We start from the raw sequence: 15,031 nt of genomic DNA on the forward strand, positions 1-15,031 counted from the left end.
GCTCCGTCAAAACTCCTTTGCCGAGGAAAATCCGACAGCCACCCCGTCAATGAGGGCTGATATCATTTCTCCTCGCTCCACCACTGTAAAACAGGTTTGTAGTGAGGACTTTAGTCCGCAAAAATTGATGCGGACTAAAGTCCTCACTACAAGCCAATTGCTACAAAGATTCCATTTCTTTCTGCCATTTTTTCAACAAAACTTCGCGCTCTTTTTGTTCCTGAGGTTCCGGCATTCTCAAGCCATTTTTAGCATCATACTTGCCGTAATACTGCGACATTCCCTGAAAAGATGTAGTCCCCTCATTGGGGATAATTTTTTTCTGTTTCAGCCACTTTTCGCAAGAACTCTGCCACATAAAAACGCGATCGTGCACTTCGCCACCTAATTTTCGGATGCGCTTAACAGACAGTTCTTTCTTGACAAACAACAGCCGATCGTTCTCTTTGCTGCGCTTAATCAAGCGAATTTCGGCGCCGGTACCCCGAAAAAACTCGATCGCATAATAGCTGTCCAACTGAAAAATGCAAACTTCAGTTACTTCGCTGCCGTCCTCTGGTAAGATATCCACATTAAACTGCAACTGGTAGCCGATCGCGCTCACAGACGACTGTGGCAACAGCAAGCGCACCCGCTGAAGGCGATCGCTATAATTTGCCCAAAAATCCCGGCGCTCCTCCAACTGCTTAATTTCCGCATCAGACAGCCGCAGCATCCGCGCCACCAAATCAACCGTTTTCTGGAAATAACTGTAACTGAGCGCCCCAATCCATCGAGTCAGAGACTGTTTCGCAGCATCCGAAAGTAATCGCAATTTCGGATAATATTCGTCTCGCACCCACTCAACCAATTTCGGCCGTTGATTTTTGAGAATATCGCTCGAAATTTTAACTAACAACTCTTCAACTGCTGCAAGTTGCGGCGCAGGTTGCATTTCCTTCAAGCACCTGAGCAGCCATTCTACGCCCGACAAATCGGAAACCTGATTTTTAGCAAAAATTCCCGCAAGGTGCGGTTGAGCGCGATCGACTATAGGAATCCTGGCTGGTAACTGAGCTTTTGCTAACAGTTCCGCCGGAGTTTTTAGGTATTGCCAACTCAGTTTTGCCAGCTCGTAATCACAGTTATCGCGAGTCAGGATTTTAATAATTTGTACTGGTAAGGCATCGGTACCCACCGCCGTGCTAGCAAAGTCGGCAAAGCACTCTACCAAAGAGCGATCGAGTACGGAAACATTACTGTTTTCTGCATTTTCTAACTGCTGGCTGTGATGGAGAGCTAAACGCCACAACAACTGCTGTTTCAGGCGGACATTGTTTTGAGCTACCAGCCAAATAGCTTGGGATATTTCTCGGGCGCGATCGGGGTTTTTCATATCCCATTGAGCTTTAGCCCAAAGACAATAAGTCCATTCTAGAGGAGTAATGGTGTCAGCTCGATCGCCCTCAATATCTGCTATAATTTCTGCCAGCCCTCGCAGCACAGTTTTCACTTTGGGAACATTGGGCTGGCTTGTTTGTACAAAGTTTCCCGCATTTTTGATTTTTTCTGGTAGCCGCTGGTTGGGGTTTTGCGGCAGTTGAATCTCGCGAAACTGAATGCTCATATAGCAGTTGACAATTGACAGTTGACAGTTGACAGTTGACAGTTGACAGTTGCATAACGGGAATCAAACCATTGATGCAATACGGGTATCGGCTCTATTTATCAAGTTATTTATGTCCTCACCGATGTGGCGGTTTCTATAATTGAAAAACCCCGTTGATGCGATCGCCCGCGCGTCAGTCCTCTGATTGTAATATTTTACACAATTTTCGATATTAAGGGAAGATACGACTGGGAAAACTAGCTGGCGTTGCGCGTTATTCACTCTTTCGGCAGAAGTCAATGCAGCTTGTGCGTGCCGTAGTAGCCCTGCGAGTTCAAAAGCGAAGGATAAAAGTGCGATCGCGCTACCTGACAATCTCCCTCCCAGGTAGCATAGACTAAATTGGTTAAGTATTATTAAATTTAATTGTACGCGACAATTCACAAGTTAAGAAAAGTTGCCATAACTACCGAGCGCAACCACCCTCTCGCGTAGCAAATTTTACTGTAGATAAAACTAGGAGGTTTGTGATGAGAATTGCCCAAATTGCCCCCCTATTCGAGCGAGTTCCGCCCCCAGCTTACGGAGGAATTGAACTCGTGGTAAGCCTCTTGACCGAAGAATTAGTCAGAAGGGGACATGAAGTTACATTGTTTGCCTCCGGGGATTCAATTACTTCTGCTAATTTAGAATCAGTTCACCCCAGAGCGTTGCGTCTAGATCCCACCGTTAAAGAATACGGCATTTACGATATGATGCAACTGAGCAAATTATATGAAAAAGCCGGAGAATTTGACATCATTCACTCTCACGTAGGCTGTGCCGCTTTATCTTACTCGCACTTAGTAAAAACGCCCACAGTTCACACCATGCACGGCATTTTTACACCAGATAACGAAAAGATGTTTAGCTTGGCACGCACTCAGCCTTATGTAAGTATTTCTAATTCTCAGCGGGAAGATAGATTAAACCTCAATTGCGTCGCCACAGTTTACAACGGCATCGATCCGGCAACCTACGAATTTCACCCGCAGCCTGACAATCCTCCTTATTTAGCTTTTTTAGGTCGGATTTCGCCGGAAAAAGGAGCGCATTTAGCTATAGAAATTGCTAAGGCTTCCGGCTGGCATCTAAAGATGGCAGGCAAAGTCGATATGGTCGATCGCGAATATTTCGAGAAAGAAATCAAGCCCCACATTGACGGCAAACAAATAGAATATTTAGGTGAAGCCAACCACGCTCAAAAAAGCGTGCTGATGGGCGGTGCAGTCGCGACATTATTTCCGATTACTTGGCGCGAACCTTTCGGGTTGGTGATGATTGAGTCAATGGTAACGGGAACGCCCGTAATTGCCATGAAATTAGGCTCGACTCCGGAAGTAATTGTTCACGGAAAAACAGGTTTTCTGTGCGAAACCGTGGCAGAATGTATCGCTGCCATAGAGCCAGCCCGAGAACTAGATCGCAGTGCTTGCAGACAACACGCGATCGATCGCTTCAGCGTTCAAACAATGGTTGATGGCTATGAAGCAGTTTACCGAGAAATTTTAAAAGAGCGATTTTCCCAAAACGGTCACGCGCATCATTTGACAGAATTAGAACTGCACGGCAGATAGATAGGTGGGCGAGGACAAATTAAACGCAACGCGGGTTTAGTTATCCAAAATTTACATATTACATTCAATCAACCGGGTTATTTTATGGAACTACCCGGTTTTTACCTGAGCTTTATTGTCGTTTTAGCTGCGACAAAACCAGGATCGAACTCTCAGCAGCAGCAGGAAGAATGACACGGCACTGCCTTTCGTCGTGTCAACTTAATGTCAAACGTAGTCATAGACTTCTGTCTCACGATTTAGGCCTAGATCCCCCCTAACCCCCCTTAAGAAGGGGGGAACCGGAAACTCTCAAAGTCCCCCTTCTTAAGGGGGATTTAGGGGGATATAGCCTCGGCTATAAACGAGAGATACAAAGGTTTTTAATCTTAAGTTGACACGACGAAAGGTAGTGCCGTGTCTAAAGCTGTATTGCATTGATTAAAAACTGCTATATTAGTTGGTAGATATTATGGTGACTTTTTACCGAACGCTTCACTTTTTTGTCCTGCTTTAAGCAAAATTAAATTTATTTTATGAATTTAACTATTTGTTGGCATCAGTTGAAAAAAAATGGTATGATGCCAAAAGTGAAGCATTACATCAGGGCGCTTCACATCAAAATTTAAGGTCAAAAAGTCAAGAGTCAAAAGCTCAAGAAAATTAAACTTTTGAAAGCTGGGAATCCACTTTTTGTAACAATGACCGATACTGTTGAACTAGAAGGAAAAACATTTGTAGCCGCTGCGGAGTCACCCGTAACCGAGTGGCCTTGCGCGATCGCCGATCGACCTCAACCAACACTCACCCTCAAAGACGACGATTTATTTCTGATTACCGACACCCTCGGCAACATCTCAGGTTGCTTAGAAGACGACAGCGTGGCCAGCCTCGGATTGTTTTGCCACGACACGCGCTTTCTCAGCCGCCTAGAATTGCAAATTGAAGGGCGATCGCCAATTTTGCTCAGCAGCAACGCCGAAAAAGGCTACCTGCAAACAGTTTTGTGCTCAAACCCCCGCATTGACGATCGCATCCCGGCAGAAACCATCGGCATCAGGCGAGAAATGGTCCTCAACGGCGGTTTGTTTGAAGACATAGAAATCACCAACTTCACCACAAAAGCCGTCAGCTTTGAAATAAGCCTCAGCTTCAACTCAGATTTCTTAGACTTATTTGAAGTCCGGGGTTACGGCCGCGAAAAACGTGGCAAACTCCTCCGCCTGATGCCCAAAAAAACCGAAGCATTCCTCGGCGAAGTGGCAGGCAAATTAGCCATTCCTGCCGATGCTAACGGCAATAGCGACGGTGAAATTCTGGCGGCAGAAAACCAAAATCTGGCAATTCAAGCATCTGGAAAAAGCCAGATAGATCGACTTTCGGCTCAATATCCATCCTGCAACCTCCAGGAAAATTTAACCCTTGCCTACCAAGGTTTAGACGGCTCAGTGATGGAATCTCACATCGAGTTTTACAACCAACCGCCAGCACTGTTTCAGGGCAATACAGCAGTGTGGTGCATCTCCCTAGAATCCCACCAAGCAATCAAATTGGGATATCGGCTTAAAATGCTGATCGACGGCAAATCTATCTCCAAAGTCAGCACTCCCGTAACTTTAACTCAAGCCAAAGCAGCAGAACTTTTAGAAGAGCGAGAATGGCTGAGCGAAATTACCAGAATCAACTCGGACAAAAACACCTTTAACCGACTCCTAAAACGCGCCGAACAAGACATTTATTCCCTGCGGCAAACCTTTGGGAAAGGCAAAGCAATTTCAGCCGGAGTTCCCTGGTTCTCAACCTTATTCGGCCGCGACTCCATCATCGCTGCTTCTCAAATCTTAATTCTAGATCCAAGTTTAGCCAGAGAAACCCTAACAACTTTAGCTCACTATCAAGGCAAAAATGACGACGATTGGCGCGACGAAGAACCGGGCAAAATATTGCACGAAATTCGCATGGGAGAAATGGCTCGCTGTCAGGAAATCCCCCACACTCCCTATTACGGAACTGTCGATGCAACGCCGCTGTGGTTGATGCTTTACGCTGAATATTATGCCTGGACTTACGACAGCCAAATCTTAGATCTTTTGTGGCCGAATGCCTTGGCGGCGATGGAATGGATCGATCGCAAATGTGCCGCCACAGGCTACCTCAGCTATTACCAAAAATCGAAGCGCGGCTTAGCAAATCAAGGCTGGAAAGACTCGGGAGATTGCATCGTCAACCGCTCCGGCGTAATGGCAGAAGGAGCGATCGCCCTTTGCGAAGTCCAAGCCTACGTTTACGCTGCCAAAACCAGGCTGGCCGGGATTGCTCGCATTAAGAAACGCATCGATTTAGTCGAGCGCTGGGAAGAAGAAGCAAGAGATCTAAAAACCAGATTCAACCGCGATTTTTGGATCGAAGATTTAGGTTATTGCGCCCTAGCATTAGACGGCCAAGGCAAACCCGCAGACAGCATTTCATCAAATCCGGGACACTGTTTGCACCTCGGCATTTTGTCGCGAGAAAAAGCTCGCAGCGTCGCAGAAAGATTGCAAGCCCCAGATATGTTTAGCGGTTGGGGAATTCGCACCCTATCCTCAAAATCTCCCGCCTACAATCCCATCGGCTACCACACAGGCTCCGTCTGGCCGCACGACAACGCTTTGACAGCTATGGGATTGCGATCGATCGGCCGAGTCGAACAAGCCCTAGAAGTAGCTCAAGGCTTATTTGACATGACATTGCTGCAAGCCTACGAGCGTCCCCCCGAACTTTTTTGCGGCTACGAGCGCAACAGCGAGAGCGATCGCCCCGTGCAGTATCCTGTAGCTTGCTCGCCCCAAGCTTGGGCAACTGGCAGCATTTTTCAACTCTTGCAAATGATGTTAAATTTAGTTCCCGATGCCCCTAACAACCAACTGCGAATTATCGATCCAGCACTGCCAGAATCGATTAATAAATTGTCGCTGCACAACTTAAGGATAGGCTCAACCTTGCTCGATTTGGAATTTGAGCGCTCGGGTTCTTCAACCGCTTGTCGGGTGATGAAAAAACGCGGCAATTTGCGAGTAATTATCGAAGCTTAAATGTGGCTAATTGGGAATTCTCAATTCCCAATTCCCATTGTTCGCGACACGGAAGTCACGGAGGCAGGGATAGCTGTTTTTTTATCTTCCGACTTCATCGGACTTTTTCTTTCTGGCTTATTCTGGCTTATTCTGGCTTATTCTGGCTTATTCTTCCCTCTTCCCTCTTCCCTCTTCCTTCTTCCCTCTTCCTTCTTCCTTCTTCCCTCTTCCTTCTTCCCTCTTTCTTCTTCCTTCTTCCTTCTTCCCTGGAGCCATGTGACCGGCTATATTGTATTTAGAAGTGCATTTATTTGTTTACAAAGTGGCGCAGTCAAATAACCGTAGCGAAGCGGGGCGAAGCGGGGCGAAAGCCATCGCGCCAGTAGCTTCTGGAACGAGATTGTCGGCCGTCAACAATAGTAAGGAAGTGTGGAATTATGTCAAAAATTTTAGTAGTGGACGACGTTCCCAGCGAACTGGAAATCATCTGTCGCATTCTTCAAGATGCGGGAATGCAGGTGATCCGGGCTGGCGACGGTGAAGAAGCGATCGCCCTGATCCGAGAAGTGCCCCCGGATCTCGTGGTTTTAGACGTAGTGATGCCGCGAATGAACGGATTTGAAGTGATCAGAGAATTGCGGGGCGATCGCGCAACGGCACACTTACCAGTAGTATTTTGTACTCATAAAAACACCGATATCGATAAAGCTTGGGGAACCGATTTAGGCGCCGACGCTTACGTCAGCAAACCATTTGAACCTCAGCAACTTGTCAACATCGTGCAGCGACTGCTTTGGGCCTAAACAAAATATAGCACTTCTCCTAATAATCAGGTAATGGGGAATTGGTAATTGGTAATTGGGAATTGGGAATTGGGAATTGATAATCACGATTGACCTTATTCACTTGAGAAGTGCTATATCAAGTCTTCATTAGCTTTCACAAAATATCATAGCGAGAAACCCCGTTTTTTTCTACAAACAGGGTTGCTAAATTCCTTAAAAGTGGTACATATAATCATAGCAATCATTCCAGTTGCCCAGCCCGCTATTTATTTAACCATGCGATCCTGCAAAACCGCTCCTGAAAAACTCTCGGGGCGATCGGCTTTGCTGGCAACGCAAAATCATCATTTGTTAAGATACACTATAAGCCAATACGGTTTACTTAACAGGGCGCGTGCCGACCTTGATACAGTCAATTATTTCATGGTTTGTTCGCCGGCACGCGCCCCTACCGTAATCTGGTTGACTTAATAAAATCGTCAAAAATCCTTAAGTAAACCGTATTGCACTATAAGCAAAAAATCCCGAATGAAAACAACTGCTCCCCCGGTGGGGAATCAGACAAGTGGAACAAAGCAATTTCTCCTTTTCGGTCAAGGAGGCAGTCTCTTTGGCGTAGAGCTAGAAGCAGTGCGGGAAGTCCTTTCCCTCAAGGAACAACCGATTTCCCCGGTTCCCAACACCCTACCATTTTTGCTGGGACTAACCAACTTGCGGGGCGAAATCCTAGCAGCAGCAGACTTCGGACGGTTTGCTGGGATCGAGCCGGTTGACACCCACCACCCAAGCAGCCGCATCTTAGTGGTGGAAGCGCCCGATCCGCGAGACGTGAGATTGTCAAAAATGCGGATGGGCTTGGCTGTCTCCCGCGTCGAAGGAGTTTTGTCTCTAAATCCCGATCGCACTGTTTCAGCAGTAGATGTCAGCCCTGAGTTAGCTCCGTTCTTAAAAGGTTTGTACAATTCCGAAGGACGCTTGCTCATGATAGTCGATGTCGAAGCGATCGCTCATTCCGAACGCTGGTAATTAAGCAGTTGACAGTTGACAGTTGACAGTTGACAGTTGGCAGTTGGCAGTTGGCAGTTGGCAGTTGATAGTTGACAGTTGACAGTTGACAGTTGGCAGTTGGCAGTTGATAGTTTGCAGTTGATAGTTGACAATCAATTACCGATTACCCATTACCCATTACCTATTACCTATTACCAATTACCTATTACCTATTACCTATTACCTATTACCAATTCCCTATTTAGCCAATCCCTGTTTGGCCTGTTTGGCCTGTTTGCCCCATGCCCCATGCCCCATGCCCCATGCCCAAATCTAAAATCTAAAATCTATCCATCGCCCGCATTTAATTTGCCAATTCTTAATCTTATCATGACACTTTTCTATAGCTCTCTCGCCACGACATTCACCCTAACATTACCCGACTTCTCCGCCTCGCTGGTAGCTGGGACAGCTAATTGCATCATTTCTTTGTGTTACTTTGCGATCGCCTCACTGATCAGCTTAGGTTTGTGGCGAAACCGTCAATTCGGGTTCGACATCTTCGCCACAGTCACAGCAGCCATATTTTGGAGCTGCGCTTTCGGGCACAGCGGGCACGCAGCCGAATACCTGGGATTGCCACACTCCCCGGTAGCGCAAACTGTGTCGGATTGGATAACTGTCATTCCGGCGATCGCCTTTTTGAGTTTGTCCAACCGCTACGAGTTCTTAGTAGGTTCCACCCAAATCCTGACCTCCAAAAAAGAAACAGAACAAGCCCTCAGCGAAACTACCCAGCGATTTCAGGCAATCTTCGACCAAGCTTTTCAACTAATCGCGTTATTGGAGCCAGACGGTACTCTGCTCGAAGCCAATCAGACAGCCCTAGAATTGGGCGATTTGGAAGCATCGGAAGCGATCGGGATGAAATTTTGGCACACACCTTGGTGGGCATCATCCTCAACCAACCAGCAGCGACTCAAAACCAACATCAAACAAGTCTCGACAGGCAAATTTGTGCGGGAAGAATACGAAATTACCGATGTCAACAACCAGGTGAGAGTAATTGACGTGTCATTTAAGCCCCTGTTAAATGAAACAGGACAAGTATTTCAAATCCTCGCCGAAGGCCGCGACATTACAGCGCGCAAACAGATAGAATCGCAATTGCAGCAGCTAACCGCAGAACTAGAGCAGCGAGTCAATGACAGAACCCAGCAGATTCAAGAAACCAACGCACTATTGCAAGAGGAAATTCGCGATCGCACCGCAGTTCAAGAGCAATTAAAAGCCTCAGAACAATTCTTAAACAACATCCTTAATACCATCCCTGACCCGATTTACGTCAAAGACGAACAGCACCGCTGGCTAGCATTAAATGATGCCTTTTGTGAATACATAGGTCGCAGCAGATCGGAACTAATTGGCAGAGCTTACCGCGACTTCTTGCCCAAACAACAAGCAGACATATATGAACAAAAAAACAAATTAGTTTTTTTGAAAAACAGCAGCAGCGAAACCCAAGAAACCATTACTGAGCCAGACGGAAATACCCGTTTTCTGTCCGTAAAAAAATCTACTTTTGTAGATGCATCCGGCAGCAAAATCCTCGTTTGTGCCATTAGAGAAATCACCAAGCGCGTGCGAATGGAAGAACAACTGCGGGAAACACTCGCCGAGGCTGAAAGCTCTCAAAATTTGCTGCGCACAGTCATTGACGCCACCCCAGACTTGATCTTCGTCAAAGATCGAAACTTCCGCTACAGCCTAGTCAATGCAGGTTTCGCCGCCGCCTTCGGCAAAACTCAAGCAGAAATGCTAGGCAAAGACGACGTAGAACTCAACGTACCCGCAGAGCAAATATTCGGCAACCTCGATACCCAAACAGATCCTCAAAGACAAGTTCAAGGCTGGCGCGCTGACGACACAGCCGTACTCGCCGATCGGGCTATCCGCAACCCCAACGACCTCGCCACCCTAACAGACGGCAAAGTACACATCTTCGACACCCAAAAATTGCCCCTCAAAGACGCATCCGGCAACATTATAGGCGTTCTCGGCTTCGGGCGCGATATCACAGAAAGCCGCGAATCCGAACAAGAACTATTGCGCCTCAAAGCAATCCTAGAAACCACAACCGACTGGGTAGGTATGGCCGACTCCCAACAGCGCAGCATCTATCTCAACCGCGCCGCCAGAGAAATGTTGAGAGTTGGCGAGGACTCAGATTTAGCCGGCATCAGCATTTCCGACGTGACAGCGCCCCAAAGTATGGACATTCTGATGCAAGTCGGCATCCCCGCAGCCTGTCGGGATGGAGTGTGGAGCGGCGAGACCATTTGGCAGACTTTAGACGGCGAAGAAATGCCCGTTTCTCAAGTAATTATTGCCCACAAATCTCTGAACGGAGAAGTTGAATTTATCTCAACGATCGCCCGCAACATCACAGAACGCAAGCGCACCGAACAAATCTTGGAGCAAAACTTACAAATGCTCGACCTCGCCAGTGATGCCTTGATCGTTCGAGATGTAGACGGCACGATTAATTATTGGAACCAAGGCGCCGAGAGAATGTACGGCTTCACAAAACAAGAAGCTGTGGGTCAACTGACTCATACTCTATTGCACACCATCTTTCCCCAGCCTTTAGAAATAATATCGGCACAGTTAGCAGAGCGGGATTATTGGGAAGGAGAATTAATTCACACCACCAATTACCACACCAAAATAACAGTATTCAGTCGCTGGAATTTGCAGCGAGACGAACAGGGAAAACCCAAAGCCATTTTGGAAACTAACAACGATATTACAGTAAAGAAGCAAGTAGAAATTGAAAACAAAAGATTGATTTCAATGGTGGAAAGCAGCTCGGATTTTATCGGTACGGCTAGCTTAGATGGGGAGTTGACATACCTAAATGCCGCGGGAATTAAACTAGCGGGATTGCAAAATTTTGAAGAAGCCAAAACCAAAATAATGTATGACTTCCTCGCACCAGAAGACGCTAAGATTCTCAGAGAAGAGATTCTGCCAGCAACTCTGCGAGATGGTTTGTGGCAGGGGGAATTCCGGACAAGAAATTTTCAGACAGGTGAAAGTATTCCGGTTGACTTTACCCTATTTATTGTCAAAAATCCAGAAACTGGGGAACCCGCAGGGGTCGCGACTGTTACCCGCGATATCAGGGAGCGCAAGCGGGCAGAAGAGATGCTGCGCGATCGCGAAAGACTGTTCCAAGCCATTTTTGACCAATCCTTCCAATTAATCGGGCTGCTGGAACCCGACGGCACCGTCTTAGAAGTCAACCAAACAGCCCTGACAGTCTCCGGAATGGGGCGCGAAGACTTGGTAGGTACCCAGTTTGCCGAAAATCAGTGGTGGCAAATTTCCCCAGAAGCCAAGCAAAAAGTGCAAGAGGCGATCGTCAAAGCCGCCGCCGGCGAGGTAGTCCGCTACGAAGCCGACGTGTTAGTTGCCGGCGGTGCAGTAGCAACCGTTGACTTCTCCCTCAAACCCATCAAAGACGAGAGCGGCAAAGTCGTGCTCTTAATTCCAGAAGGCCGTGACCTCAGCGATCGCAAAGCCCTAGAACGAGAACTCGCTTTGCGTCAAGCTCGCTTTGACGCCTTTTTCGCCACAGCACCAGCGGGAATGTTCATCACCGACGACCAACTGCGGTTCGTGCAGTTCAACGAAAAATTATCCGAACTCGGCGGCCAGCCGACTTCAGCATACATTGGCAAAACCGTATGGGAAGCTGAACCGGAAATGGCACCGATTATTGGCCCGCTGTACCAGCAGGTTTTTAGTACCAACGAACCAATTTTAAACCTCGAAGTTTCCCACCCTACGAATGCCCGCCCTGATGTGTTTCGGGATTGGCTGGCTTCTTACTTTCCTTTGCCGGGAGAGGACGGCAAACCCATCGGTATCGGTGCTTTCATCCTGGAAGTCACCGATCGCAAAACCCTAGAACGAGAATTAGTTTTGCGTCAATCCCGCTTTGACGCATTTTTCGCAGCAGCCCCGGCTTCCATGTTTATTTTTGACGACCAGTTGCGGTTCGTGCAAGCAAACGAAAGTTTGGCCGAAACTACCGGCGTCTCAGTTGCCGAACACCTCGGCAAGACAGTGAGAGAAGTTGTACCGGACATGGTTGATACTCTACAGCCGATTTTGCAGGGCGTTTTGGCAAACAACGAGCCGCTTTTAAACATCGAAGTTTCAGGCACCACCGTCAATCAACCGGGCGCGATCCGAGATTGGCTGGCTTCTTACTTTCCTTTGGCGGGAGTTGATGGCAAACCCATCGGCGTCGGTGGTGTGGCGATCGAAATTACCGATCGCAAAAAAGCCGAAGCAGAGCGCGATCGGTTTTTCACCCTCTCCCTCGACTTGCTTTGCATCGCCGATTTTCAAGGCAAATTCAAGCGCCTCAATCCCGCTTGGGCAAAAACCCTCGGCTACACAGTAGAAGAACTGCAAGACCAATCTTTTATCGATTTTGTCCATGCCGAAGACATCGAAAAAACCTTAGCAGAAACAGCAAAAATAGCCAGCGGCGCCGAAACAATAGCTTTTGAAAATCGCTACCGTTGCAAAGATGGTTCCTACAAATGGCTGTCCTGGAAAGCGCGACCGCTAGCCGAAGAAAAGATCATGTATGCAGTCGCGCGCGACATTACCGAAAGCAAACAAAGAATTAGTCAATTGCAAGAAACCACAGCCCAATTAGCCAGTTCTGAAGACGAATTTAGACGGCAAAGCAATCTCTTGCAATTATTAATAGACAACATTGGCGACGGCGTGGTTGCTGCTGACGAAAATGGGAATTTTGTGTTGTTCAACCCCGCCGCGGAAAATATCTTTGGCTTGGGTGCGACAGATACTCTCCCCCACGAGTGGTCGGGCAAATACGGTTTATTCTTGCCCGATGCCGTCACTCCCTATCCCGCAGCCGACATCCCTTTAGCCCGCACGATTCGAGGAGAATCAGTACACGAAGTAGAGCTGTTCACCCGCCACGCAGCCAAGCCGGAGGGGCTGTGGGTGAAAATTAGCGGCAAACCGCTTAAAGACGAAACCGGGGCGCTCAAAGGCGGTGTAGTCGTTTGCCGCAACATCACCCAGGAAAGAGCATCGCAGCAACAAATGCAGCAGTTGGCAGAGGCACAGGAACGCTTGCTGCAAGAACTCAAAACGCGGCAAAATGCCCTCGACGAAGCTGCGATCGTCAGCGAAACTGACCTCAAAGGCACGATTACCTACGTCAACGAAAGATTCACCCAAATCTCCGGTTACAGCATGGGAGAACTGCTGCACCGCGACCACCGCATTGTCAATTCCGGCTACCATCCCAAAGCATTTTTTGCTGAAATGTGGCTGACAATTTCTCGCGGCTTGGTGTGGAAAGGGGAACTAAAAAATCGGCGCAAAGATGGCTCGTTTTATTGGGTTGATTCGACGATCGCCCCCATCTTCGATACCAGCGGCACAATTGTCAAATATATCGCCATCCGCTTTGACATTACCGAGCGCAAAGAGGCAGAAGAAAGACTGGAAAAATTAGCAGCCGAACGCAAAGCAGAAGCTGATTCGATGACGCAGCAAGTTCTCAAAATGTTGGGAGAAATTAAAGGCGCGGCTCAAGGCGATTTGACAGTCAGGGCGGAAGTGACTAACGATGTTTTAGGTGCTGTCGCCGACTCTTTTAACTTCTTAATCGGTTCTCTGCGGAAGGTGGTAACGGGAATTCAAACTTTAGCCGAACAGGTAACATCTGCCACCGGCGAGTCAATTAACAATACCAGCGAACTCACCCAACAGGCGGAAGTTCAAGCAACAAAAATATCTGCGATCATGCGGGAAATCGAGCGGATTGTGAATTCGATCCGCGACGTGCGAGATGTTTCGGTGCGCGCCGAAACCGTCGCCCAGCAGTCTTCTCACACCGCTGAAGCTGGGGGGCTGGCGGTCGATCGCGCTGTCGAAGGGATTAACGAGCTGCGATTGACGATCGCCTCTACCTCAAAAATGATGAAGCGTTTGGGCGAATCTTCGCAACAAATCGGCAAAATAGTCACTTCGATTTCTCAACTTGCCTCGCAAACCAATTTGTTAGCTCTCAATGCTACGATTGAAGCGGCACGAGCGGGCGAACAAGGTTTGGGTTTTGCGGTTGTTGCCGAAGAGGTGCGGAAGCTGGCAGAGCGATCGGCCGGCGCTACTGAGGAAATCTCGGAAATTGTCGGTACAATTCAAGAAGAAATCAGCCGCGTGATGAAAGCAATGGAATCGGGAACGCTGGAGGTAGTCGAAGGTACCAAGCTCGCCAGCGAAGCTAAAACTCACCTGAATGCAATCATCGAAGTTAGTCGAGAAATGAATGCTTTGGTGCAGAATATTACTCGCGCTTCGGCAAAACAAACTGTTTCTGCTGAGGAAATTTCTAACAGTATGCAGCAAGTCAACGAGATTGCGAATACAACTGCACAAAAAGGTTCCGATGTTAAAGCATCTTTGGACGATCTATCCGGTTCTGTCAGCAAATTGCAAAAGTCGGTAGCGAATTTCCGCAGTTAGTCATCAGTCAAAGGTTTGTAGTGAGGACTTTAGTCCGCATAAATCTAAGGACTAAAGTCCTCACGCCAAACCAATCTTATTAACGTTGACAACTCAGTTAAAATTGTCAGTATAGAGCGCAGCACTGCCAAGCCTGAAATACTTATTTCAAGGAGGACAAGAAGATTTATGATGTAGTGGGATTGATTTATTGATGCGGACTAAAGTCCTTAGTACAAACCAATTTTTCTGGGGCGCGATTGATTCATTGATGCGGACTAAAGTCCTCACTACAAACCAATTTTTATGGGCGGGATTGATTCATTGATGCGGACTAAAGTCCTCACTACAAACCAACTTTTATGGGCGGGATTGATTCATTGATGCGGATTAAAGTCCTCACTACTAACCAATTTTTATGGGCGGGATTGATTCATTGATGCGGACTAAAGTCCTCAC

General features: G+C 47.6%; 7 protein-coding genes. 6 read left to right on the forward strand and 1 reads right to left on the reverse strand.

Features of this window, described 5'->3' with window-relative positions; genetic code table 11:
* Window positions 1-160: 160 nt before the first annotated feature.
* Entirely contained in the window at window positions 161-1,606 is a 1,446-nt protein-coding gene (locus tag QUB64_RS02080) for an EH signature domain-containing protein (RefSeq protein WP_333266002.1), read from the reverse strand.
* A gap of 512 nt (window positions 1,607-2,118) precedes the next feature.
* On the opposite strand from QUB64_RS02080, the gene QUB64_RS02085 reads away from it, so the two are divergent.
* From QUB64_RS02085 to QUB64_RS02110, 6 genes are all read left to right on the forward strand, one after another.
* Window positions 2,119-3,204 (forward strand): glycosyltransferase family 4 protein, encoded by a 1,086-nt coding sequence (locus QUB64_RS02085; RefSeq protein ID WP_333266004.1) that lies wholly within the window; start codon window positions 2,119-2,121, stop codon window positions 3,202-3,204.
* A gap of 650 nt (window positions 3,205-3,854) precedes the next feature.
* A complete protein-coding gene (locus QUB64_RS02090) occupies window positions 3,855-6,257 on the forward strand; it encodes an amylo-alpha-1,6-glucosidase (protein ID WP_333266006.1) in 2,403 nt (800 codons plus the stop codon).
* The gene (locus QUB64_RS02095; protein ID WP_333393950.1) at window positions 6,258-6,578 is read left to right on the forward strand and encodes a hypothetical protein; all 321 of its coding nucleotides are present in this window, start codon (window positions 6,258-6,260) and stop codon (window positions 6,576-6,578) included.
* A gap of 98 nt (window positions 6,579-6,676) precedes the next feature.
* Window positions 6,677-7,042 carry a response regulator transcription factor gene (locus tag QUB64_RS02100; RefSeq protein ID WP_293175153.1) on the forward strand — a complete coding sequence of 122 codons (366 nt, stop codon included), beginning with the start codon at window positions 6,677-6,679 and terminating at the stop codon, window positions 7,040-7,042.
* Between the two features lie 510 nt (window positions 7,043-7,552).
* On the forward strand, window positions 7,553-8,050 hold the full coding sequence (locus tag QUB64_RS02105; protein ID WP_333266010.1) for a chemotaxis protein CheW: 498 nt from the start codon (window positions 7,553-7,555) through the stop codon (window positions 8,048-8,050).
* A 351-nt stretch (window positions 8,051-8,401) separates the two neighbouring features.
* Window positions 8,402-14,593 (forward strand): PAS domain S-box protein, encoded by a 6,192-nt coding sequence (locus QUB64_RS02110; protein WP_333266012.1) that lies wholly within the window; start codon window positions 8,402-8,404, stop codon window positions 14,591-14,593.
* Window positions 14,594-15,031: the final 438 nt, after the last annotated feature.

The sequence above is a fragment of the Microcoleus sp. Aus8_D2 genome (assembly GCF_036702665.1).
Taxonomy (GTDB): Bacteria; Cyanobacteriota; Cyanobacteriia; order Cyanobacteriales; family Microcoleaceae; genus Microcoleus.